Origin of the sequence: Halobacterium sp. KA-4 (assembly GCF_021028995.1) — an archaeon.
GTDB lineage: Archaea > Halobacteriota > Halobacteria > Halobacteriales > Halobacteriaceae > Halobacterium.
The window spans coordinates 122994-145934 of sequence record NZ_JAJJZG010000003.1; the positions used below are offsets into that span (position 1 = coordinate 122994).

The 22941-nt window shown below is 67.7% G+C and carries 28 protein-coding genes; 13 read left to right on the plus strand and 15 right to left on the minus strand.

What is annotated here, in order from left to right:
- Window positions 1–24 precede the first annotated feature (24 nt).
- Window positions 25–1539: a cryptochrome/photolyase family protein gene (locus LPA44_RS04750; RefSeq protein WP_230888448.1), complete on the minus strand. Its 1515-nt coding sequence runs from the start codon at window positions 1537–1539 to the stop codon at window positions 25–27.
- 101 nt (window positions 1540–1640) lie between these two features.
- Here LPA44_RS04750 and LPA44_RS04755 point away from each other — a divergent pair, with 101 nt between their 5' ends.
- From LPA44_RS04755 to LPA44_RS04780, 6 genes are read left to right on the plus strand one after another with little or no spacing between them, the layout of a single operon-like run.
- The gene (locus tag LPA44_RS04755; protein ID WP_230888449.1) at window positions 1641–2462 is read left to right on the plus strand and encodes a hypothetical protein; all 822 of its coding nucleotides are present in this window, start codon (window positions 1641–1643) and stop codon (window positions 2460–2462) included.
- A gap of 25 nt (window positions 2463–2487) precedes the next feature.
- Window positions 2488–3105: a uracil-DNA glycosylase family protein gene (locus tag LPA44_RS04760; protein WP_230888450.1), complete on the plus strand. Its 618-nt coding sequence runs from the start codon at window positions 2488–2490 to the stop codon at window positions 3103–3105.
- A gap of 42 nt (window positions 3106–3147) precedes the next feature.
- Window positions 3148–4095, plus strand: a complete 948-nt coding sequence (locus LPA44_RS04765; RefSeq protein WP_230888451.1) for an MBL fold metallo-hydrolase — start codon at window positions 3148–3150, stop codon at window positions 4093–4095.
- Window positions 4096–4145: 50 nt separating this feature from the next.
- Window positions 4146–4715, plus strand: a complete 570-nt coding sequence (locus LPA44_RS04770) for a thioredoxin family protein (RefSeq protein ID WP_230888452.1) — start codon at window positions 4146–4148, stop codon at window positions 4713–4715.
- A 40-nt stretch (window positions 4716–4755) separates the two neighbouring features.
- Window positions 4756–5703: a mechanosensitive ion channel family protein gene (locus tag LPA44_RS04775; RefSeq protein ID WP_230888453.1), complete on the plus strand. Its 948-nt coding sequence runs from the start codon at window positions 4756–4758 to the stop codon at window positions 5701–5703.
- A 40-nt stretch (window positions 5704–5743) separates the two neighbouring features.
- Window positions 5744–6397: an O-methyltransferase gene (locus LPA44_RS04780; protein ID WP_230888454.1), complete on the plus strand. Its 654-nt coding sequence runs from the start codon at window positions 5744–5746 to the stop codon at window positions 6395–6397.
- A gap of 5 nt (window positions 6398–6402) precedes the next feature.
- Here LPA44_RS04780 and LPA44_RS04785 read toward each other — a convergent pair whose 3' ends face one another.
- A complete protein-coding gene (locus LPA44_RS04785; RefSeq protein WP_230888455.1) occupies window positions 6403–7104 on the minus strand; it encodes a hypothetical protein in 702 nt (233 codons plus the stop codon).
- A 90-nt stretch (window positions 7105–7194) separates the two neighbouring features.
- On the opposite strand from LPA44_RS04785, the gene LPA44_RS04790 reads away from it, so the two are divergent.
- Window positions 7195–7557 (plus strand): tautomerase family protein, encoded by a 363-nt coding sequence (locus tag LPA44_RS04790; RefSeq protein ID WP_230888456.1) that lies wholly within the window; start codon window positions 7195–7197, stop codon window positions 7555–7557.
- Here LPA44_RS04790 and bcp read toward each other — a convergent pair.
- From bcp to LPA44_RS04810, 4 genes are all read right to left on the minus strand, one after another.
- Window positions 7554–8009, minus strand: a complete 456-nt coding sequence (gene bcp, locus LPA44_RS04795; RefSeq protein WP_230888457.1) for a thioredoxin-dependent thiol peroxidase — start codon at window positions 8007–8009, stop codon at window positions 7554–7556. The genes LPA44_RS04790 and bcp overlap by 4 nt on opposite strands.
- 31 nt (window positions 8010–8040) lie before the next feature.
- Window positions 8041–8358, minus strand: coding sequence for an AzlD domain-containing protein (locus LPA44_RS04800; RefSeq protein WP_230888458.1), 318 nt, complete (start codon window positions 8356–8358; stop codon window positions 8041–8043).
- Complete coding sequence (locus LPA44_RS04805; RefSeq protein WP_230888459.1) at window positions 8355–9041, minus strand: AzlC family ABC transporter permease; 687 nt, start codon at window positions 9039–9041, stop codon at window positions 8355–8357. The genes LPA44_RS04800 and LPA44_RS04805 overlap by 4 nt, the downstream gene beginning before the upstream one ends.
- Window positions 9042–9107: 66 nt before the next feature.
- Window positions 9108–10481, minus strand: coding sequence for an NAD(P)/FAD-dependent oxidoreductase (locus tag LPA44_RS04810; RefSeq protein ID WP_230888460.1), 1374 nt, complete (start codon window positions 10479–10481; stop codon window positions 9108–9110).
- 139 nt (window positions 10482–10620) lie between these two features.
- Here LPA44_RS04810 and LPA44_RS04815 point away from each other — a divergent pair, with 139 nt between their 5' ends.
- Window positions 10621–10824: a hypothetical protein gene (locus tag LPA44_RS04815; RefSeq protein ID WP_230888461.1), complete on the plus strand. Its 204-nt coding sequence runs from the start codon at window positions 10621–10623 to the stop codon at window positions 10822–10824.
- An 11-nt stretch (window positions 10825–10835) separates the two neighbouring features.
- Here the strand turns inward: LPA44_RS04815 and LPA44_RS04820 are convergent, their stop codons facing one another.
- The 7 genes from LPA44_RS04820 to LPA44_RS04845 all read right to left on the minus strand — a co-directional run bounded on the left by LPA44_RS04820 (window position 10836) and on the right by LPA44_RS04845 (window position 16978).
- Window positions 10836–11453, minus strand: a complete 618-nt coding sequence (locus LPA44_RS04820) for a response regulator transcription factor (RefSeq protein ID WP_230888462.1) — start codon at window positions 11451–11453, stop codon at window positions 10836–10838.
- 145 nt (window positions 11454–11598) lie between these two features.
- The gene (locus LPA44_RS04825) at window positions 11599–12273 is read right to left on the minus strand and encodes a helix-turn-helix domain-containing protein (protein WP_230888463.1); all 675 of its coding nucleotides are present in this window, start codon (window positions 12271–12273) and stop codon (window positions 11599–11601) included.
- Window positions 12274–12382: 109 nt separating this feature from the next.
- Entirely contained in the window at window positions 12383–13633 is a 1251-nt protein-coding gene (locus LPA44_RS04830) for a Glu/Leu/Phe/Val family dehydrogenase (protein WP_230888464.1), read from the minus strand.
- Between the two features lie 114 nt (window positions 13634–13747).
- Window positions 13748–14902: a helix-turn-helix transcriptional regulator gene (locus LPA44_RS04835; RefSeq protein WP_230888465.1), complete on the minus strand. Its 1155-nt coding sequence runs from the start codon at window positions 14900–14902 to the stop codon at window positions 13748–13750.
- Between the two features lie 137 nt (window positions 14903–15039).
- On the minus strand, window positions 15040–15168 hold the full coding sequence (locus tag LPA44_RS18045) for a hypothetical protein (RefSeq protein WP_269069708.1): 129 nt from the start codon (window positions 15166–15168) through the stop codon (window positions 15040–15042).
- 47 nt (window positions 15169–15215) lie between these two features.
- A complete protein-coding gene (locus LPA44_RS04840) occupies window positions 15216–15629 on the minus strand; it encodes a hypothetical protein (RefSeq protein WP_230888466.1) in 414 nt (137 codons plus the stop codon).
- 53 nt (window positions 15630–15682) lie between these two features.
- Window positions 15683–16978, minus strand: coding sequence for a 5'-deoxyadenosine deaminase (locus LPA44_RS04845; RefSeq protein WP_230888467.1), 1296 nt, complete (start codon window positions 16976–16978; stop codon window positions 15683–15685).
- Window positions 16979–17083: 105 nt separating this feature from the next.
- Here LPA44_RS04845 and LPA44_RS04850 point away from each other — a divergent pair, with 105 nt between their 5' ends.
- Entirely contained in the window at window positions 17084–17455 is a 372-nt protein-coding gene (locus tag LPA44_RS04850; protein ID WP_230888468.1) for a hypothetical protein, read from the plus strand.
- A 2-nt stretch (window positions 17456–17457) separates the two neighbouring features.
- Here the strand turns inward: LPA44_RS04850 and LPA44_RS04855 are convergent, their stop codons facing one another.
- Window positions 17458–17883, minus strand: a complete 426-nt coding sequence (locus LPA44_RS04855) for a hypothetical protein (protein ID WP_230888469.1) — start codon at window positions 17881–17883, stop codon at window positions 17458–17460.
- 707 nt (window positions 17884–18590) lie between these two features.
- On the opposite strand from LPA44_RS04855, the gene LPA44_RS04860 reads away from it, so the two are divergent.
- From LPA44_RS04860 to thiC, 4 genes are all read left to right on the plus strand, one after another.
- Complete coding sequence (locus tag LPA44_RS04860; RefSeq protein ID WP_230888470.1) at window positions 18591–19232, plus strand: helix-turn-helix domain-containing protein; 642 nt, start codon at window positions 18591–18593, stop codon at window positions 19230–19232.
- Window positions 19233–19664: 432 nt separating this feature from the next.
- Window positions 19665–20105, plus strand: coding sequence for a hypothetical protein (locus tag LPA44_RS04865; protein ID WP_230888471.1), 441 nt, complete (start codon window positions 19665–19667; stop codon window positions 20103–20105).
- Between the two features lie 63 nt (window positions 20106–20168).
- Window positions 20169–20915 carry a ribonuclease H-like domain-containing protein gene (locus LPA44_RS04870; protein ID WP_230888472.1) on the plus strand — a complete coding sequence of 249 codons (747 nt, stop codon included), beginning with the start codon at window positions 20169–20171 and terminating at the stop codon, window positions 20913–20915.
- An 85-nt stretch (window positions 20916–21000) separates the two neighbouring features.
- Entirely contained in the window at window positions 21001–22443 is a 1443-nt protein-coding gene (thiC, locus tag LPA44_RS04875; protein WP_230888473.1) for a phosphomethylpyrimidine synthase ThiC, read from the plus strand.
- On the opposite strand, the gene LPA44_RS04880 is transcribed toward thiC, so the two are convergent.
- The gene (locus LPA44_RS04880; RefSeq protein WP_230888474.1) at window positions 22440–22940 is read right to left on the minus strand and encodes a DUF7504 family protein; all 501 of its coding nucleotides are present in this window, start codon (window positions 22938–22940) and stop codon (window positions 22440–22442) included. The two genes, thiC and LPA44_RS04880, sit on opposite strands and share 4 nt — an antisense overlap.
- Window position 22941 lies beyond the last annotated feature (1 nt).

The window sequence follows — 22941 nt, forward strand, 5'->3', positions numbered from 1 at the left end:
GCGGTGGCCGAATCAGCCGAGGGCTCAGAGGTCCTCGGACTCCGCGAGCGAACGAACTTCGTCGGCACGCTCGCGAATCGCCGCGAGGTCGCCGGCGTCGCGCTTGTCGTCGATATGGCCGTACACCAGTCCCATGCGGTGGTTCGCGCGGAGGTCGTCCTCGTGCTCGGCGAGGAAGTCCCAGTAGAGGCTGTTGAATGGGCAGGCGTCGGGCCCGGTCGTGCTGTCGGGGTCGTACCGGCAGCCCGCGCAGAAGTCGCTCATGCGGTCGACGTAGTTCGCGGACGCCGCGTACGGCTTCGTCGTGAACGCCGCGGTGCCGAACGACCCCATGCCGACGACGTTCGGCGTGACGACCCAGTGGAAGGCGTCCACGAACCCGCCGTAGAACCACTCGTTGAGCGCCTGTGGGCTGGTGCCGTACAGCAGCGCGAAGTTCGACAACACCATCAGCCGCTCGATGTGGTGGGTGTAGCCGCGGTCGTGGACGCGCCCGACGGCGGACCCGACGCAGACCATTTCGGTCGCGTCCGGGTCCCAGTACAGCGGCGGCAGGTCGCGGGACTGGTCGAGTTGGTTCGCGTCCGCCAGCGCGGGCATCTCCCGGCGGTAAACGTGGCGCACGAACTCCCGCCAGCCGACAATCTGGCGGACGAACCCCTCGACGGAGTTCAGCGGGACGTCGTCGCGCTCGCGGTACTCCGAGATTGCCGCCTCCACGACTTCCTGCGGCCCGAGCAGACCGACGTTCAGCGCCGACGACAGCAGGCTGTGGTCGAGGTGCCAGTCGTCGACGAGCATCGCGTCCTCGTAGGGGCCGAACGCCGCGAGCCGACTCTCGAGGAAGTCGTCGAGCGCGCGCTCGGCCTGCTCGCGGGTCACCGGCCAGCCGAACCCCTCGGGGTCGCCCCACGTGTCGACCTCCGCGCTGACCCATTCCCGGACTTCGGGGACGTGCTCGCCGTACTCGAAGTCGGGGAGTGACGGGCTCTCGTAGTCGTCTGGCGGCGTCTCGCGGTTCTGGTCGTCGTAGTTCCACTCGCCGCCCTCGGGGTCGCCGTCGGTAATCAGGTATCCCGTCTCGCGGCGCATCGAGCGGTAGAACGCCTCGTGGCTGTAGGCGTCGCCGTCGCGGTTGTCGGCCCACTCGTCGAACGCCGCGGGCGAGCAAAGGAACTGCTCATTCTGGACGACGCGCAGGCTGCCGCCACGTGCGTCGACGAGTTGCCGAAGGCGGTCGGCGGCACCGTGGGTCACGGGCCGCTGGACGACCAACTCGTCGCCGGGGTGGGCGTCGAAGTACGCGTCGAGGCCGTCGCCGAAGGAGTCCGCGCGCTCGTAGACGACGTCCACGCCGTCCGCGCGCAGGTCGTCGGCGAGGTTGCGCATCGCGGCGAACACGAGCGTGAGCTTCTGGGGGTGGTAGCGATGCCGGCGCGCGAAGTCGCTGGCTTCCACGAAGAGGACGCGGTCGGGGTCGTCAGCGAGCGGGCCGCGCTCCCGGGAGAGTTGGTCGCCGAGCACCCAGGCGGCAGTCATGGCGGGAGCGTCGGACGGAGCCGGCAAATGTCTGTGGGCGTCTTGCTGGGGCTACCCGGAGACAGGAAAATTGTTTGTCGGGGCCGGCCGATGCCGTCGGTATGCCCGAGTCCCTCCTCGACAGTGCGGCCCGCGTCGCGGGTCGCGTGGCGCCCTACGCGGTCGTTCCCGCACTGCTGACGCTGCTCGCGTTCGACAACGTCACCACAACTGCCGCCAGCGGTGGCGGGCTCAGTTTCTCCATGAAGTTCTCACTCCCGACTGCCGTCCCGACGCTGTGGACGGTCTTCGACCCGCCGACGACCGGCGTCTCGTTCGTCACGCCAACCTCGCTGAGCGTCCTCCCCGTCTACCTGGTCGTCGACGCGGTGCTCACGGCGGGCTACCTCGGCGGCATCTACGACGCCGCCCACGACGTTGAGCCGGACTTCGCGGAGAACGTTTCGTCGTACGCGCTGCCTGTGCTCGGCGTCCGCGTCGTCGAGTTCCTGACCGTCGGCGCGTTCGGGTTCCTGCTCGTCACGGGCGGGAACATCCTGCTGGCGTTCCTGGGCTTCCCGCTTGTGCTGCTCGCGGGCTACCTGCTCTGGGGCGCGCCGTTCCTCGTGGTCGCCCGCGACCGCGGCGTCGTCGACGCGCTCGCTGAGAGCGTCTCGCTGGCGCTGGACGGCGGCCACTACCTCTACTTCTCCGTGGTGTTCGCGGTCGGCGTCGCCGTCGTCTCGCTGTTCGTCTCGGCCGTGCTCGCCGCAGGCGGCTTCGTGACCATCGTCATGATGGCCGTCGTCGTCGCGTACCCCGCGCTAATCGGGTCGGCGGCTGCGATGCTCGTCGTGGACGAGGTGGCAGACCAGCCAGCACGCGACCAGCGAGGCCGCAACGAGCCAGCGCACGGCAACGACGGCCAGTCTCGCGACGCTTAAGTCAGACAGTCGCCTACGCCGCATCGTGCAGAACGTCACGGACCGCACGAGCAACCCGTTCGGCATGCAGCCGCCCTGCGATTCGTTCGTCCCGGGCTATGGCGACGCGAACGCCGACTTCCACGTCGTCGGCGACCACCCGGGCGTCCACGGCGGCGGCGACACCGGCGTGCCGTTCACGGGGACGCCAGGTGCCGAGCGCCTCCGTCACGCGCTGACGGCCGCAGGGCTGCTCGACGACGACGGCGAGCCGGTCGAACTCTTCCTCTCGTACCTCCACTCCTGCGTCCCTGACGACGAACCAACGGAGCGCGACTACACGGAGATGGAGCCGTTCTTCGACGCGGAGCTGCGCGCCATCACCGCCCACGTGCTGTTGCCGGTCGGGGAGCGCGCGACCCGCCACGTCCTCGAAACGTACACCGCCATCGTCGCCGACGAGGTCGACCTCGCGGACGTCCACGGCGAGGAACTCCACGGCAGCGGCTGGCTGGTCGTGCCCGCGCTTGACCCCGGCGAGTGGACCGACGACGACGAGGCCGCGTACGTCGGCGCGCTCCGCAGCCTCCGGGCGACGGACTATCACCGCGAGGCGGACCTCGGGCGGTTCCTCGTCGGTCCCGAGTCCTACCGCGTCCGGTAGCCAGCAGGTACGCATTTGTCGGGGTGCCGCGTACGGGGTGGTGTGCACCACATCCAGTTGTCGAACACCGCCTTCGAGGGCCATAACAGCGTCTACCTCCTCGGGGACGGCGACGCGGACGCGCCGACGACGCTCGTCGACACGGGCGTCGCGACACCGGCGGTGGAATCCGAACTGCGGGCCGCGCTCGACGCGCGCGGCGTCGCGTTCGCCGACGTGGACCGCGTGTTGCTCACGCACTGGCACCACGACCACGCGGGGCTCGCGGGCGCGATTCAGAACGAGAGCGGCGCGACCGTCTTCGTCCACGAGGCCGACGCGGACCTCGTCTCACAACGCGGGCACGCCCGCGAGGACCTTCAAGAGGCGCAGGAAGCCGCGCTCTACGACTGGGGGCTCCCCGACGACGAACGCGAGGGGCTGCTCGCGTTCAACGCCGAGCACCGCGGCCTGCGTGGCGAGCCGGTGAACGTGACGGAAGTCGCGGACGGCAATGCTGTCGCGCTCGGCCCGTTGGAGGCCGAAGTCGTCCACCTCCCCGGGCATGCCGCCGGCCTCGTCGCGTACGTCGTCGAACGCGAAGGCCGCCGCGAGGCGTTCGTCGGGGACGCCGTGCTCCCGAAGTACACGCCGAACGTCGGCGGCGCGGACGTCCGCGTCGACCGACCGCTCGCGAAGTACCTCGACAGCCTGGAGCGCGTCGAAGCGCTCGAACTGGACCGCGCGTGGCCCGGGCACCGCGGCCCGATAATCGCGCCCAGCGAGCGCGCCCGCGACATCGCGGGCCACCACGAAGAACGCACCGCTCGCGTCGAGAAGGCCGTCGCCGACCTCGCGCCCGCGACGGCGTGGGAGGTCAGCGCCGAACTGTTCGGCTCGCTGGCCGGCATCCACGTCCTCCACGGCCCCGGCGAGGCGTACGCCCATCTCGACCACCTCGTCCGCGAGAGACTGCTCGAAGCGACTGCGGACGGCTACGTGCCGGCCTGAGCGCGTGCCGCAACCCCGGCTACTTTGCCGCTCGCGGCCGTAATTTGGGTATGGTCGAGATGGAATCCGAGACGGAACTGGATGCGGGCGACCCCGCGCCCGACTTCCAGTTGGAGGGAACGGACGGCGAAACGTACGGCCTCGACGACTTCGCCGACTACGACGCGGTCCTGCTGGTGTTCACGTGCAACCACTGTCCGTACGCGAAGGCAAAGTTCGATGTGCTCAACGACATCGCGGCGGACTATGACGACGCCGCGGTCGTCGGCGTCAACCCTAACAACGCCGAGGAGTACCCCGACGACTCCTTCGAGCGCATGCAGGAGTTAGTGGACGAGGGCACCATCCAGTACGACGCCTACCTCCGCGACGAATCCCAGGAGGTCGCTCGCGCGTACGGCGCGGTCTGCACCCCGGACCCGTTCCTCCTGCGGAACACCGACGACGGCTTCGAAGTGGCCTACCACGGCCGCCTCGACGACGCGCTCAACCCCAGCGACGAGCCCACGCGGCCCGGCGGCGACGTCCGCGACGCCATCGACAGCATCCTCGCCGGCGAGCAGATCGAAAAGGAGTGGCAGCCGTCCCGCGGTTGCTCCATCAAGTGGACCGACGAGTAGTGGACGGTAGTTCTTTGAGCGGGCGGGCCGTCCGTCCGGCGTGACTCGACGCGCGACAGTCCTCGTTCTCGCAGCGCTGGCCTGCGGCGTGCTCTCAGCAGCGACGCCCGAACTCGTCGGCTCCGCGACCGTGGCTGGCTACCCCATCGCGGTCGTCGTCTCGCGCGTGTTCGCCGTGTTCGGGACGGCGTTCGCCGTCGCCGCCGCCTACCACGCCGCGGTGTCGCTGGCGCTGTCCTCGACGATGGACAAACGTCGCCGGCACCGCGCGCAGTCCGTGCTCCGACTCGCGTTCCTCGTCGTCGCCGCCATCGCGGTGCTCGGCGTCGCGACGGACCGCTGGGTGCCCGCGCTCGTCTCGCTGGGCGTCGCTGGCGTCGCGGTGTCGCTGGCGCTCCAGCAGCCGCTGTTGAGCCTGCTCGGATGGGTGTACGTGATGACCAAGCAGCCCTACCAGGTGGGGGACCGCGTGCGCATCGACGACTCGAAGGGTGACGTCATCGACGTCGACTACCTCGTGACGACGCTGTGGGAGGTCAACGGCGAACTCGTCACGACGAACCAGCCCTCCGGCCGACACATCACGGTCCCCAACAGCGTCGTGCTGACCAGCCACATCGTGAATTTCAGCCGCGAGGAGTTCCCGTACGTCTGGAACGAACTCCCCGTGCAGGTCGCCTACGAGACCGACCTCGAGTTCGCGAAGACACTCCTCCGAGAGACCACCGAGGAGTACCTCGGCGAGACGATGGCTCGCGAGGTCGAGCGCTTCCGGCGCCAGCTCGCGGAGACGCCGGTCGAACTGGAAGTCCAGGACCGCCCGAGCGTGAACGTCAAACAAGGAGAATCCTGGGTCGAACTCCGCGTGCGCTACCTCGTCAGCCCGAAGCGCGCACAGCGCGTCCGCAATGACCTCTACGGGCGCGTGCTGAAGGCGTTCAACGAGCATCCCGAGCGCGTGAAGTTCCCCGTCAGTCGGAACCGTTGACTCCGGTACCGCTATGGGCCGCGCTCCCGACGGCGCACCCATGAACCGCGTGTTGAGCGACACCATCGACGCCTTCCTCGACGCCGCGAACCCCGAACCGGCCGAACTGCTCCAGGAGATGACCGCGTACGGCCGCGAGCAGAACTTCCCCATTGTGGGGCCGGACGTCGGCCAGTTCTTCCGCGTGGCGGCGACGCTCGCGGACGCCGAGCGCGTCTTCGAGTTCGGCTCGGGCTTCGGCTACTCGGCGGCGTGGTTCCGCACGGCGCTCCCCGAGAACGGCAAAATCGTGCTCACGGACTACGACGAGTCGAACCTCGCGACCGCCCGGGAGTTCCTCGACCGACAGGATGGCGCGACCGCCCACTACGAGGCCGGCGACGCGATGGCGACGTTTGAGCGCTACGACGGCCCCTTCGACGTCGTGCTGCTCGACCACGACAAACCACAGTACGTCGACGCATTCGAGGACGCGCGCGAGAAACTCTCCGATGGCGGCGTCGTCGTCGCGGACAACGTGATGGCGGGGCCGGTCGAACCCGAGAACGTCACGGCCGCGCTCGACGGCGCGGAGCCCGTCGACGACCACACGGCGGCAATCGCGGCGTACGTCGAACACGTCCGCGACGACCCCGGCTTCGAGACGGCGTTCGTGCCGCTCGGAGAGGGTATCTCGGTCAGCGTGAAGAGATAGGTGCGTCAGTCGCGGTACGCGAGCAGGGCGGCTCCGGCAATCGCGAGCGCGGCGACGGCGATCCCGAAGCCGGGCAAGTTGGCGTTCGAGTCGTCGGTCGTGTCGACGGCCGTCGTGCCGTCGCTGTCACCGGTCGTGGACGCTGGCGTCTGCTCGTCGCCCTCGGTGGTCGGCGTGTCGTCGCTGGTGCCGGAGCCGACGGTCAGCGTCGCGGTCGTCTCGCCGCCGCTGGACTGCGGGTTGATGTCGAGTGGCGTCACGTAGCTGCCGGCTTCCTCGGGGTGCTGGACGTCCTCGTAGACGACGACAACTTCGTCGCCCTCGTCGACGTCGTAACTGCCGCCGAGGCCGATGGTGAGGACTTCGCCGTTGCTGGATGCGCCGACGCTGTCGACGTCGTCGGAGACGTTCACGTCGATGGTGTCGCCCGAGGCGTCGTCGCCGCGGTCGATGCCGATCTTCGCGACGTCGTTCTGGTCGACGTTACTGGCGTCCGCGCCGGACTCGGAGTAGTCAACTTCGAAGCCGTTCCACGAGCCGGCGGTGTCGGCGCCGGCGGTCGCGGTCACGAGGTGCGTGGAGGTTTCACCGGGACCTTTCGGGTCGGGGACGAGCGAGCCGTCGGTCGCGGCGCTTGCGACACCGGCGGTGGCGCCGGTGACGACTGCGAGCGTGACCAGGGCGACCGCAAGGCGGTTAGCATTCATTGTTGCGTTCGGCGGATACGCAGGGGAATAAAAGTGTCTTGTGGCGCGACGAGCGACAGGAACTCGTAGCCGGCGGCCGTCGGTGGGAACGTGCCACTGCTCCAATTCGACACCGACTTCCCGGTCGCCGACGCCGAGGCCGACGCATTCGCCGACGCCGTCACCGACCTGTACGTCGAGACGATGGACGCCGACCGGTCGTACGTCGCAGTCGTCGTGCGCGACGACGGCCACCTCTCGCTCGGTCGCGCGGTCGCTGGCCGGCGGGTGTTCTGTTCGGCGGACGTGCGCGAGGGACGCGACGAGGAGACGAAGCGCGCGTTCGCGACGGCCGTGATGGCCGAGACCGCCAAGCGCTTCGGCGTCCCCGAGGAGAATCTCAAAGTCGTGTTCACGGAGCACGCCGGCGCACAGATGCACGGCGTCGACCGCGTCGGCGGCGACTGGGGTTAGTCGATTACTTCGAGGACTTCGTCGGCGTGCTCCTCGGGGTCGACGCCCTCGAACGCCGCGACGATGTCGCCGTCCGGCCCGACGACGTACGTGTTCCGGAAGACGCCCTCGACCTCGTTGCCGAAGACATTCTTCTCACCGTAGGAGTCGTAGGCACTGGAGACCGAGCCGTCCTCGTCGCTCAACAGGTCGAAGGGGAGGTCGTACTTCTCCGCGAAGTCCTTGAGGTCCTCGACGGGGTCGTCGCTGATGCCGAGCACGGGGACGTCGCGCTGCTCGTACTCGTCCCAGTTGTCGCGGAAACTGCACGCTTCCGTGGTGCAACCCGGGGTGTCGGCGCGCGGGTAGAAGTACACCACGACGTACTGGTCGTCGTAGTCGGACAGCGCGACGGGTTCGCCGTCCTGATTCGGCAACTCGAAGTCGGGTGCGGGTTCGCCTTCCGAGAGCATACCTGCGATTCGTCCTCATCCGGTGAAGCAGTTACGGTACCAGCGAGAGCGCGTACAGGACCCCCATCCCGACGGCGACAGTCGCGAGCATATCCTCGGTCCGCCACGCGACCACGGCCGCTATCGCACCCGCGAGGAGGCGGTCATTCCCGAGAGAGACGGCGAGCACGGCGTCGCTGAGCACGAGTTCCGGAAGGACGAGTGCCGCGAGCACGGCCGGCGGCACGTACGAGAGCACGCGCTCGACGCGCGGCGGCACGTCATCAAGCCGACCTAACAACGCGATGAACGACACCCGCAGAGCGTACGTGCCGGCCGCGGCCGCGAGGACGACCAACCAGAGGCTCACTGTCCCACCCCCATCTCGCTCACGAGCACGGCGGCAGTCACACCCGAGAGGCCGGCGACAATGATGCCGAGGTTCATCGGCGCGCCGACCGCCACGACGGCGACAAAACCGCCGACCGTGGCCGCGACGGCCGTCGGTTCGTCGCTAATCGACGGGACGAGCAACGCGAGGAACAGCAGCGGCACCGCGAAATCCAACTGGAGGCCGCCGGGCATGCGGTCGCCGAACACCACGCCCGCGACCGTCCCGGCGAGGTACGTCACGTAGACGGCTGCGGCAGTGCCGAGGTAGTACGCCAGCCGGTCGGTGTCCTCGTTGCGCTCGAACTCCGTGACGGAAATTGCGAACGTCGTGTCCAAGAGGAACTGCGCGCAGACGAGTCGCCAGCGCTCGGACAGACGGCGGAAGTGCGGCGCGATGGCCGCGCTGTACATCGTGTACCGGAGGTTCACGACGACCGCCGTAAGCGCGACGACGGCGAGCGGTGCGTTGCTGGCCAGAAGGTCGATGGCCGCGAGCTGCGACGCGCCGCCGAACACCGTCGCGGACATCGCGACAATCTGCACGCCGGAGAAGCCCGCCTGCACGGCCGCCGCGCCGACAACGAACCCGAACGGAATGTTGGCCGGAAGCGTCGGAAAGGTGTCCCACACGCCAGCCACGAAGTCCTCGCGTTGGCTCACTAACTCGGAGTAGGCGGCGACGCCCGCTTGAACGTTCCGACGCTGTGGCGGCCCGCAGCTACAGGGTCACAGCGAGTAGTCGCCTTCACGAATCTGGGCGTACTTGCGCTTCCGGTAGCGGAACTTCGCGCGCTTGTAGCGTGTGTACAGGCGAATGCCGCCCGCGGCCGAGCGCGCGTTCGACTTCGAGATGATCTTTCCGCTGTCGCTGGACTCGAGCATCTGCCGGGTGATGCGGATGGTCTTGTCCCAGTCGGCGGGCCCGAACTCCCCGACGACGTCGGCCATCGCGACGTTCCGCCGGATCTCGTCGCCGATGGCGTCGTGCCACGCGGCGTTGTACTCGTCGAGGTTGCCCTCGGCGGCGAGGCGGCCCGCTAGTTTCCCGGTTCGGTGGGCGACGTGGTCGCCGCCCTCGTGGAACGACGACGTCGCGCCCATCGCGCCGCCGACGACCGCGATGCCGGCGTCGGTCGGGGACTCGATGGGGCGCGTCGAGGAGATGGCGTACGTCTCCGTGCTGTTGGACTTCCCGTGGCCGTCCACGAGCGGGAAGTCCTCGTCGACGTCGTACTCGTCGCCGTACAGTTCGTCGAGGAGACGCTGGAGGTACACCTTCCCTGAGGGGATGCGCTCGTCGTCCTCCCGGAGGAGTCGCCACTCACTGGCGTCGAAGTCGTCGACGTCCAGGCCGATGGGCATCGTGAGGCCGACGCGCGCGACGCCGTCCCGGTTCGGGAACACCCACGGGTAGGCAGTCTCGCCGGGCATCCAGCCCCACCAAAACTTCAGCGTGTCCTCGTCGAACAGTTCCTCGGGGAACTGGCGGTACTCCTGGTAGGCGATGTGGTTGGCGGAGGGCGGGCTGAGCAGTTCGCTGGCACGCTTGCCGTCGGGGAGCAGCGGGTCGAGCACGCGCATCGTCACCTGGCGTTGCGGGCCGTCCGCGAGCACGAGGTACTCCGCTGTGACCTCCTCGCCATCCCCGAGCGTCAGCGTGTGCTCGTGGCCGCCCGAGAGATCCGAGTCGACGCCCTTGACGCTGGTGCCAGCGACGTAGTCGGCACCGGCGACTTCGGCGCGGTCGCGCAGCCAGTCGTCGAACTTCGCGCGGTGGAACGTGAACCCGAAGTTGTCGTAGTCAGCGTCGATACCCGTGCGATCTACGACGACCTTCTCGTCGGGGCCAATGAACGCCGCGTCTGCGAGTTCCTGCTCGACGACGTCGTCGGGAATGTCCGCGAAGTCGAGGTCCGCGATCTCCAGCCAGTAGTCCAGAAAGCCCGCAGCGTCCGTCGAGTCCGGGCCGAGGCGGTTGCGGTCGGCCCGCGGAACGCCCTTCTCGTAGACGACGGCGTCCGCGCCCCGGTCGGCGGCCGCATACGCGGCTGCCGACCCCGCCGGCCCGCCGCCCACGATGGCCACGTCTACGTCGGTCATAGTACTCTCGTCACCGCGCTGGCGTTAAAGTGCTTCGAGTTTTCATGCCGAGATTGACGGAGTCCCCGACGGAGTCGCGCGTTCCCGGCGACGCCAGTCCAATCCGAACATATAAGTCCTTCAACAGTAGTGTCGGCGTATGGACCGCGTGCGCGTCGCCTACGACGTCGTGCGAGCGTACGTGTACACGCTCCTTCTCGTGTCCGGTGCCACGGTCGTCTGGCTGCTCGCACCCCAGATTGCAGAAGCGCCGCAGGTCACGGGCCTGTGGTTCGCCGTCGGCGGGTTCGGCGTGCTCGTGCTCGTCACGTTCCTGCTCGCACAGTACGCGCGCCACGTCTGAGCACGGCCACGTCAGTCGTCCGCGACGCCGTTCGGCGATGAGAACGAGTAGAACTGCGCGTCGAAGTCCGCCGGCTCGAACTCGTCGACGAGGCCGTCTAGGTTCACCTCGACGGCCTCGATTTCCGTGCGGAGTTCGTCGTACTCCGGGTGCTCGGCGAGATCGCCGACTTCGTGCTCCAGAGCGGCGCGCTTCGAGAGCAACCGGAAGTACCGCTGCACGTAGGCGTCGTACTGCTTGCGGTCGACGAGCGACGCCACCACGCTCCGTATGTCCTCCCGGGAGGCGGGCTTCGTAACGTAGTCGTCGAACCCCATTTCGAGAACGTCGAGGCCCGGCTCGACGGCGGTTACCATCGCGACCTGGCAGTCGTCGTACTGCTCGCGAATCGCGGTCAGCACTTCCCGGCCGGAGAGGCCCGGGAGCCGCCGGTCGAGCAACACGACGTCAACCGTCACGTCCAGCAGGTCGAGGGCGTCTCGGCCCGTGTGCGCGATGCGGACGTCGTAGTCGTCACCCAGCCACGCGTCGTAGAGGCTGGCGAGCGCTCGCTCATCCTCGACGACGAGGACCGTAATCGCGTCGCTTCGTGAGTCGTCCGCGGAGCCGCCTGCATCCCGCTCAGGCATCGTCGACTCGTATCCCAGACATACGCTACCTCGGAGTGCCGATAGGAAAGGCGGTCTACCTCGATAGAGTGATATGAACCATGCCACCGACAGGCGTGGTACGTACAGCCGTGATAGCCACTGTCAGCAGTAATTTCGACGGAATCTAGCCCTCGAAGACGACGTCGAAGACCTTCCAGATGGCGGCGTGGAGGTGCTGGCTGAACGTCTTCTGGGAGATATCCATCGCGGCCGCGAGTTCCGCTTGTGAGCAGCGCCGGGGCTCGTCGAAGTAGCCCCGTTCGTAGGCGAGGTACGCCGCCTCCCACTGTCGGTCGGTGAGCGCGTCGGCAACCAGCGACCGCACGCCGCTCTCCGTGACGAACGGCGCGACGATATCGCAACTACGCTTGCCCACGAACGCGGCAGACGGGTGGGCGTCCTGCACGCGCTCAACGATACGCTGGAGATCCGCGTCTGCGGGCACGACGGCCGTGATGCGAGCCGCGTTGTCGGTGGTAGTCGCCGTCTGCGTCAGCACGCCGAGGCGCGCCAACGTCCCAACCACGGATTCAGTTGGGGAGAACTCCGCGATTACCTCGTCGCCGACGGTCTGGAGCGCGTCGATTTCTCCGTCGAGGGTGGCGGCAGTGGCTCGCTCGGCCAGTTCGCCCCCAGCGCTGTCGGCTAGACGCACGAACATAACGAGGCCGTCGTCGGTCCACAGCGAGTCCAGCAACTCCAGCTGGCAGTCCAGCGTCCGCGACACCCGGACGGCTGGGTAGGCCGTGTCCTCGACTTCGAATTCGAGTTCCGCGAACGCGGCTGGTTCGTCGGCCATCCCGTGTCCGGTAGGAAATATTGCTGGGGGTCACTTCACTTCTGGGCGAAAGTTAGGGAAAAGAACACGTCCGTTCCGCGTGGCCGCCGACTGCGTCAGGTCGCGCCGGTCACGGGAACAGGCCGCGGTACTCGTGGGCGTCCGCGGTGCGTTCGAGCGCGAGGGTGTACGCGGCGGTCCGCAGGTCCGGGATGTCCTTCTGCTCGTAGGCCGCGAGCATCTCGTCGAATGCCGTCGTCAGGCGCGCTTCGAGGTCGCGGTTGACCTCCTCGAGTTCCCAGGAGTACTGCTGGCTGTTCTGCACCCACTCCAGGTACGAGACGATGACGCCGCCCGCGTTCGCCAGGATGTCCGGCACAACGGGGACGTCGCGCTCCTTGAGGACGTTCGCGGCGTCGAACGTCGTCGGCCCGTTCGCGGCCTCCACGACGACGTCGGCCTGCAGGCGTTCGGCAACATCGACCGTGATGACGTCCTCGATGGCCGCGGGGATAAGTGCGTCCACGTTCATCGTTAGGAGGTCGTCGTTGCTGATGTGCTCGTGGGCGTCGTAGTCTTCGAGTCGGCCGTCGTTGGCGACGTGCGCGCCGACGGCCTCGACGTCGAGGCCGTCTGGGTCGTAGATGGCCCCCGTGACGTCAGACACCGCGACGACGTTCGCGTCGCGCTCGGCGAGCAGTTGGGCGGTCACGCTGCCGACGTTCCCGAACCCCTGGATGGCGATGTCGGCGTCCGCGATGTCCGTGCCGAGGTACTCGAAAGTCTCCTCGGTGACGATGGTGACGCCGCGGCCGGTCGCCTCCACGCGCCCCGCGGTCCCGCCGACCTCGGGGGGTTTCCCCGTGACGACCTCGGGGACGGCGTAGCCTTGGTAGACGGAGTACGTGTCCATAATCCACGCCATCGTGCGCGGATTCGTGTTCACGTCCGGCGCCGGGATGTCCGTGTCCGGGCCGATGATGCGCCGGATGCCCTCAGTGTAGCGGCGGGTGAGCTGCTCGATTTCGGACTGCGAGAGCTCTTTCGGGTTGCAGATGATGCCACCCTTCGCGCCACCGAACGGCAGGTCCACGAGCGCGGTCTTCCACGTCATCCACCCCGCGAGCGCGGAGACCTCCTCCTCGGAGACGTTAGGGTGGTATCGGATGCCGCCCTTGAACGGGCCGCGCGCGCCGTCGAACTGGCAGCGGTAGGCCTCGAACACTTCCACGGAGCCGTCGTCCATCTCCACGGGGAGACTCACGGACAGCGTCCGCTCGGGGTACTTCAGCCGCTCGAAGATGCCGTCGTCGATGTCCACGTACTCTCGCGCCTGCTCCATCTGCGCGAGCATGTTGTCCAGCGGACCAGTCTCTGTCATGTCTCGGCAGTATTTGCGCACTACATAAGGAGATGCCGCATCGCGGCCGCCGTGAGACACGTTCGCGGTGGACAGTGTCCGTGAACCGTGCCCTCGCCTCACTCGGGCACGCGCCTACTCCTCGCTGATGTCCGCGTCCGGGAGCTTCAGGACGTTCTCGCGGCCGATGCGGAACGACTCCAATTCGTCGCTCTCGCGCATGTCCTTGACGACCTGGCTGGTCTTGGCTTCCGTCCATCCCATCGCCTCCACGACGTCCTGCTGTTTCGCGCGGCCGCCCTGCTCGCGGAGGAACCGCTTGACGCGCTCCTCGTTGCTCAACAGCTCCTCGGGTGGCTCCGTCCCCGCCGCTGCACTCGCGGCCGCGCCCGCGCCTGCTTCCTCCGCAGACTCCTCGACGCCCGTCGCTGCTTCACCCGCACCGCCGCCCCCGCCACCTCCGCCAGCGGTTTCGGTCGGTTCGGTAGCGCCACCTGTGCCGCCGCCTTCACGACGGAAGTAGAGCCAGCCTGCGCCCGCGACAACGAGCACTGCCACGAGCGCGCCGACGAGCGCGGGAAGCACGACGTTGCTCTCGCCGCTGGACGCGGCAGTCGTCTCCGTCGGCTCGGTCGTCCCGGTCGCGTCGCTCGGCTCGATGACGAGGTGCGGCTGGTCGGTGCCGAAGTCCGCCGGGCCGCTCCACCGCACGGACGTCGCCGTCTCCTTGGCGGGCACCGGGTCGACGTCCGTGGCCGCATAGCCGTCCGGCCACGAGAACTGCAGCGACGTCTCGTTGTTCAGGTAGAACCCCTCCAGGGAGTCCCCAGCGACGATTTGTTCGCCGTCAGTCGCGGCGAAGCCGCCCCACTCGAAGGTGTAAACGACGAACCCGTAGGAGTCGGCGAACTCCGCGCTCGTCTGCTGGAACGCCCGCACGGAGACGTTCTCGACACTCATGTTGCGACCCGTGACGTTCTCCGCGGACGCCACCGTCGACTCGATGCGGGTGCGGAACCGGTCGACGTACCGCGACCGGTTCGCCTCGATGTCCGCCTGCAACTCCTCGAACGCCTGCGTCTCGTTCTCAGTCGTCAGTTCCATCCGGTACTTGAACGACCACGCGGCGCTGCCGTCCTCCTCGAGCGCCGCGGACAACGTCACGTCGTCCGGGTCGAACTCCTGTGCGACGCCGAACGGGCCGTCCGGCGCACCGGTACCCGCCGCTGGCGCGGCGACCGCCGCCACGACGAGCAACCCGACCACCCAACACGCCAGACCGCGGTCCATACGCTCACTCCGGTCGGTGCGCTTGAAAACGTTGTTATCGCTCGCCCGCGGTCGTGTCACTCTGTTTTGAGGTCCGCGTGACGAAGCCACAGTCCACGCCGAGCGACGCGAAAATGAGAGAAAATCGCGGCTGGCCGTCAGGCCGACGCCGCGCTGACGGGCTCGCCACAGGTCGGGCACGCCGACCCCGACGGCGTCTCGTCGAGGTCGCTTGCGTGCCCCGTCCAGCCGCAAATCGGACACTGAACCGGCTCGCTCCGGGACATACTTCGTCTAGGTGTGTGTGCGCCCGCCCGAAAAGCGTGGTGCCGGGTCAGCCGTCCGCGGACTGCTCGGGCGCCGCCAGCGCCGTGAATTCGACGTCGTGGTCGAGCATGTACTCGCGGAACTCCCCGACCATCGCTGGCAGCACACCGAGAATCCCGCGCTCGAAGGAGACGACGACCACCTCATTCTCGATGAATCCCGTGAACAGCACCATGTCGTCGGCGACCTTCACGAGTTGGGTGACGTTCTCGGCGCCCATCTGAGCCTCGTAGGCGGTCTTCGCGACGAGCTCCTGGAGCTCGGAGTCGGCGGCGTCGGCGTCCGCGTCGGTCCAATCGAGGTCCTCGCGCTCGTGGAGCACGTCCTGCTCGCGGGTGTCCGGATCGATGCGAACGAAAAAGCGCACCTTCTGGCCGGCGTGTGAGACGACGATGTCGCACATGTCCTCAGCGTAGCCCATACCCCGGTGTGCGAGTGGGTGCCAAATAGAACTGTGGGCGAACCGCCGAGTAATCAGTAGGCGTCGGCGAACTCGCGGGCGCACTCCCGGATGCCCGCGTCGTCCAGCCGGACGTGCTCGCCGCCCCGGTAAAGGACTTCGCCATCAACCATCGTGAACGTCACGTCGTCGCCGTGCGCCGCGAACGCTAGATGCGAGTAGGGGTCGTGAATCGGCGTCGAGCGCGCGTTGTCCGTCGTGAGCCCAACGACATCCGCCGTCCACCCCTCGCGGAGTTTGCCGACCTTCTCGAAGCCCGCGGCCTTCGCGCCGTTCCGGGTCGCCATCTCGAAGACGGTGCGCGCGGGAATCGCCGTCGGGTCCAGTTCCTCGACTTTCCCGAGGAGGCTGGCCTGGCGCATCTCCGTGAACGCGTCCAGCGTGTTGTTGCAGGGCGGGCCGTCGTTGCCCAGCGCGACGTTGATGCCGCGGTCGAGGTAGTCCCGAATCGGCGCGACGCCGGAGGCGAGTTTCATGTTCGAGGACGGGCAGTGCGTGACGTGCGTGCCCGTCTCGGCGAGCACCTCGCGCTCGGTCTCGTCGGTCCACACGCAGTGCGCCAGCACCACGTCCTCGCCCGTCAGCCCGACTTCATCAAGCCAGTGGACGTTGCGCATCCCCGTCTCGTCCTCGACGGTCTCGATTTCGCCGCGGTTCTCGCTGGCGTGCGTGTGGATGCGCACGTCGTACTCGTCGGCGAGGCTGCGACAGCCACGGAGACACGCCTCGGTGCAGGAGACGGCGAATCTGGGCGTGACGGCGTACCGGATGCGGTCGTTCCGGATGCCGTCGTACTGCTGGATGAGGTCCTCTGTCTCAGCGAGCGCGGCGTCGGTGTCCTCCAGCAGGTCGTCCGGGGAGTCCTTGTCCATTAGGACCTTCCCCATCAGCGCGCGGACGCCGGCGTCGGCCGCGGCGTCGAACGCCTCGTCGGCGTGCGCGACCGAGAGGTGGTCGATTGCCGTGGTCGTCCCCGACTCGATTAGTTCGAGGTAGCCGAGGTCCGCGGCCGCGCGCATCTCGTCGGGCCCCATCGACGCCTCCATCGGGAGCACGTGGTCGAACAGCCAATCCAGCAGCTCCTCGTCGTCGGCGATGCCGCGGCCGAGGCTCTGCACGGAGTGGATGTGCGCGCCGACGAGCCCGGGGGCGAGCAGGTCGCAGTCGACGCGCTCGTGGTCCGGGTACGCGTCCGCGAGGTCCGCGCGGTCGCCGACCGCCTCGATGCGGTCGCCAGCGACGACGACCGCGCCGTCGTCGATGCTCCGGTCGGCGTCACAGACGACAGTGTCGGCGCACAGTAGCGTCATGCCGTCACCACGTACGCCGCCTCCGCCCCTAACGCGTTGCGGTCTCGCCCCTCACCGCGCACGACTCGCCGCTACGTTGAAGCCGCCAGCACGAAATCAGGCAGTATGAGCGCTCTCTCGCGGTTCCGGTCATGGCTCGGCAGCGTCGACTTCGCGGTGACGGCCACCTCCGTCGTCGTCGCGCTCGCCGGTGTCTCATTGGTCTTCTCGCACGTGCCGGGCGAGCGGGACGCGTTCGCCCTCGTGATTCCCGCTGGCGTCGCGGTTCCGAACATCTACGCGGACTCATGGACCGAGCGCCTCGACAGCCGGCTCGCTGGCGTCGCGTGGGCGCTGGCGGCCTGTGGTGCTGTCGGCGCGTGCTACCTGCTCGTGTCGACTGGCGTGCGCGCGGTCGCCGGGGAGACGGCCGCGACCGTCACGGGGTTCGTGGTCACGTGGCTGCTCGGACTGGTGGCGTCGCGCGCCACGACGTAGACTCAGGGTCGGTGATTCGCGGCATACCCGCCGACGAGCCCGCCAGCGGCGAACGCGACGGCGACGACGAGCGCTCCGCCAGCGACGACGAGGCGCGGCACGACCGTGAGAAGGTCAACGAGCGCGGTCGTCGTCACGAGCGCGTAGTGGAAGTGGTGGAAAATGCCCACCGTGTCGCCGTAGAAGACGAGCCACCAGAACCCCGCGCCGACGCCGACACCCGCGAGGCTACCGGTCGCAGCGCCCGCGCGGAACGGCGCGTGGTCGGCAGCGACCGCCGCGACGAACCCGCCGACGGCGCCGACCGAGAGCACGCGGAACGCAATCGTCCCGACGCTCGGATGGTGGTGTGGCAACCCGGAGACGGCCGCGAGAAGCGCAGCCTGGACAAGTGAGCCGGCGACGACGGCGAGCGCGATTCGACGCACGAGGAGGCGTACGGGCCGGACGGACTGAAGCCTTCCGACGATCGTTCGCGGGACGGGCCGGCTATCTGTCTTCGAGGAGGGAATCCCGCCGTTTACGGCGTTGACGACACGCGTTGGGTCTCGTTCGCACACCAAAACGCTCCGCGTTTTGGGGACGGGCGTGAATCCGACAATTCCTCCACGAATCACGTGCTGACGCCGATACGGCTATTTACGTAGCATCAACTCGTCGCATGACGTACACCGAGGCGGTTCGCCGCCACCTAAATGCACAATATCGGGACTCCGAGGCCCAGAACGTTCGAGACACCCTCTCGAAGGGCTGTGGTGTCTCACCCAAGATAACTCCGAGTCCCCTTTCGGGAATAGGAGTAACGGCGGTGTGACCCCGCCAGTAGCCTAGTCATGCCGACTGGGCTACAAACCAGCAAATATCCCAAACCAGCGTTGCGGTGCGGACGTGGGGAGCCTCGCCGTTCGCGGCGAGGAGGAGGTCACCGAATACACTACTCGCGACCGACCGGTTTTAAATCCATTACTGGGCAGGACAGAGGTTCATCTGAGTCGCAGTGCGACGGGGTGCTGTTCGCAGTCGTCCACGCGTCTCGCTCATGGATGCGCCGCTGGAACTTCTATTCTACTGCCGACGCTCGCCATCGGAAATAACAACCGTTTGATGTATCTGTCATCGGGTTCTGAGTGAATACGTGGGGGTCATCGCTGAATTCACGTTCCGGCACCCGGGACTGCCGCTGATGCCGACGCTCGAAGAGAGCGGCGTGCAACTCGACGTCGAGCAAGCCGTCGCTGCCGACCCCGACGAGCCCGTCCTGTTCGTGTGGGCGTCCGACGGCGACCTCGACGACTTCGAAACCGCCGCCGAGCACGACCCGACGGTCGCGGACTTCACGCTCGTCGAGGACGCCGGCGACCGCCGGCTCTATCGGGTGGCCATCAACGGCGAGACGCCCGTGTCGCTGTACCCGATCGACGACCGCATGGAGGCATCGCGCCTCGATGTCTCCTCGACGGCGGACGGTGTGGAGGCGCGGCTCCGGTTCCCGGACCGGGAGAGTCTCTCGGAGTTCCAGCCGCGCGTCGAAGTGCGCGGCGTCGACGTCACCCTGCGCGGCGTCTACAGCGACACCGAGACCGCGCTCGGCGACGAGTACGGACTCTCCGCGAAACAGCGCGAGGCCCTCGTGACGGCTGCGGAACTGGGATACTACGACATCCCCCGGCAAGCGTCGCTATCCGACGTCGCCGACGAGATCGGCATCTCCTCGCAAGCGGTCAGTGAGCGCCTCCGGCGCGGCATCAAGACGTTCGTGCGGGAAGAACTGGACTGAAGTAATCCTGACCTCCTCCCACTCTTTCAGGGGTGGGATTCCTCACGCGGTGGGCAATCCCGCTTGATTGCCGCACTCGGAGGCAAATTTCCCCTCTTTTCGGGGTACTCCGGTCTGCGGGTTCCGCTTCGGCCCCTGAACGGGGGTCGTGGTGTGCCTTTCCCCTTGCCGGGGTATCCGCTCGCGGCAGAGCGCCTCGTGTTGCCACGAGAGCGTCTCTCCCCGTCGTGTTCTCTCGGGGAGCCGGCGGGCCGGGCCATCGGCCCAACCACCGCTATGGTGGTGAACAAGTGCGGGGTGGGCTTCCGCTCGCAACGTGTCATATTGCTGGTGCGCGACGCGCAGCTGTGACCCCTCGCACAATCGGACTGGTGCTCGCCGTCGTCGTCCTACTGAGCGGCTGCACCGCGCCGCCCGTGGACCGAACACCCAGTGCACGGGAGCGACGTTCGCGTGCACGTCGTCGACGATCACGCAGATGCATCGGTCGTTACAGTCAGCGCCGCGCCCGCCGGCCACAAAGGGCTCGCCGTCGAACTCGTGAACAGCACGGTACTGGAGTACCCGGACGCCCGCGACATCGAGGACATCCCGGAGACAGTCGTTCCACGAACGGTTTCCCTCCGACCAATCGGTGACGGCGTGGAGTCGCGGACGTACCGTTGGAACGGCACGCAGAACACGACCGCGCTGTTCGAGAATGTCCCGCGGAACACCATGGTCTTCTACTCGGTCGGGAAGCCGACCGGCAACGAGCCGATGCAGATGCTCGGCCGGCTCACCTGCGGGCCCGAAACCACGCTCACCGAAGTCACCATCCGCATCAACGTGGACGGCAGCATCGCCGCGGGCAACAACTGCCAGATCGACTGACGCGAACACGACCGTGACCGCGGGACCGCGACGCCTTTGTACCGCAGGCACCCACCGAGTAGTATGCGCGTCGAGAACTCCTTCATCCCCGCACCCGGCGTCGGCGAGACCACCGAGCGACGCCTCTGGCAGCACGGCGTCACGCACTGGGACGACTTCGACGCGAGCGCGCCCGGCGTCGGCGAGACCACCGCCGCGAACGTCCACGCGTTCATCGACGACGCCCGGGCGGCGCTCGACACGGGCAACACCCAGTTCTTCGCCGATGCGTTCCCGAACAACGCCCTCTGGCGGCTCTACGAGAACGTCGCCGACGACGTCGCGTTCTTCGACATCGAGACCACCGGCCTGGACAAGCGCGGCAGCGACGTGACGACGGTGAGCGTCCACCACGGAGGGAGCACGGAGACGCTCGTGCGCGGCGACGACCTCACTAGCGAGAATCTCACGGAACTGCTGGACGCCTCGCTCGTGGTGTCGTTCAACGGGAAGCGCTTCGACCAGCCGTTCGTCGAGCACAACTACGACGTCAACGTGGACGCTCCCCACCTCGACTTAATGTACCTCTGCCGGCGACTCGAATTGACCGGGGGGCTCAAGCAGGTCGAGCAGGATCTCGGCATCGACCGCGGCGGGATGGACGTCGACGGCCGCGAGGCGGTCCGGCTCTGGCACCGCTACGAGGACGGCGACGAGGCCGCCCTCGACAAGCTCGTAGAGTACAACCGCTACGACACCCAGAACCTCGAGACACTTCTCGATACGGTTACCGGCCGGCTTCACGAGGAAGTCTTCGAGCCGCACGCCTGAGGCGACGCAGTTCTCCCGACGTTTTCCTGCCTCGAGCCTCGGCCACCACCACGTTTTATTACCTAGTTTTACAACCTAGTTATTCATGCCGACGCAGCTCGAACACGCCCGCGACGGGACGGTCACGCCCGCCATGGAACGAGTCGCCGAACGGGAAAACCGCGACCCCGAGTTCGTCCGCCAGCAGGTCGCCGAAGGGCAGGCAGTCGTCCCGAACAATCACGGACACGCCTCGCTTGACCCGATGGTCGTCGGCCGCGAGTTCGCCACGAAAGTCAACGCCAACATCGGGAACAGCGAGACCACTAGCAGCCGCGAGGAGGAACTCCAGAAGCTCCACACTGCAGTCCACTACGGCGCGGACACCGTGATGGACCTATCGACGGGCGCAAACCTCGACGAAATCCGCGAGATGCAGGTTGAGCACTCGCCGGTACCTGTCGGCACGGTTCCAATCTACGAGGCCGTCACGCGCGTTGACGACGTCCCCGACATCACGCCCAGTCTCCTGCTGGACGTCATCGAGAAGCAGGCCGAGCAGGGCGTCGACTACATGACGATACACGCGGGCGTGCTCGCCGAACACCTCCCTCTGACCGACGGCCGCACTACCGGCATCGTCTCGCGCGGCGGGTCGATTCTTGCGCAGTGGATGGAGGAGAACGGCGCGCAGAATCCGCTGTTCACGCACTTCGAGGACATCTGCGAGATATTCCGCGAGCACGACGTGACGTTCTCGCTGGGCGACGGCCTCCGCCCAGGGTCGCTGGCGGACGCCAGTGACGACGCCCAGTTCGCGGAACTGGAGACGCTCGGGAACCTCACGCAGGTCGCGTGGGACCACGGCGTCCAAGTGATGGTCGAAGGGCCGGGTCACATCCCGATGGACGAGATTCAGGAGAACGTCGGGCGCCAGCAGGAGGTCTGCGACGGCGCGCCGTTCTACGTGCTCGGGCCGCTGGTGACGGACGTCGCGCCCGGCTATGACCACGTTACGAGCGCCATCGGCGCGACCGAAGCGGCGCGGGCGGGCGCTGCGATGCTGTGTTACGTCACGCCGAAAGAACATCTCGGCCTTCCGGACACTGAGGACGTCCGCGAGGGGATGGCCGCCTACCGCATCGCCGCGCACGCCGGCGACGTCGCCGCCGGCCTCCCGGGTGCTCGTGACTGGGACGACGCGCTCTCGGAGGCGCGGTACGAGTTCGACTGGTCGCGGCAGTTCGACCTCGCGCTCGACCCCGAGCGCGCCCGCGACTACCACGATCAGACGCTCCCCGGCGACAACTACGAGGACGCGCGGTTCTGCTCGATGTGTGGCGTGGAGTTCTGTTCGATGCGCATCGACCAGGACGCCCGCGACGCCGACGGCGAGATGGAGGGCATCGACAGCGAGACCGATCTCGGAGCGTCGCCCGCTGCCGACGTGAACCTCCCGCCGGTCGGCGTCCACGACACCAGTGACGTGCCCGAGAGTGCGGAGTTCAAGGAGCACGACCACGCCGACGATCTCGCGGCGGACGACTAGGAACTGGCGTCGACGACCGTCTCGAACAGTGGTTCGACGACTTCGGCGAGGTCGTCGTCGGCGTCAACGGCGAGGTGGGCGTGACAGCGGCCGTTCGCGGTGCCGACGCGGTGCGTGACGGCGAGGAGGAACTGGACGAGCTGCTGGCGGCCGGTCTCGTCCGTCGGCCGCGGCAGCCCGTCCACGCAGACGATAAGCCGGTTCGACTCCGGAACGTCGGCGTCGAGGTTCGCAATCGTGTCCGAGACGACGATGCCAGCCTCCGAGAGCGCGAGGTCGTCGTAGACGCCCGTGTTGTACAGGTGGTCCACACTCGTGCAGCACTGCCCCGACTCTGCGTCGGCGGTCGCGCGGACGCGATGCGCGTCGTCGGCACTCTGGTCGGCGAGCCGGCGACAGGCGTCGTCGTGACTAGTTTCGCCGAGAATGAGCGTCGTCCCAGCCCGGGCCTCGCCAGTGTCTGGGTCGCTAGCGGAGCGCCCTGCGTCGCCGCTCATC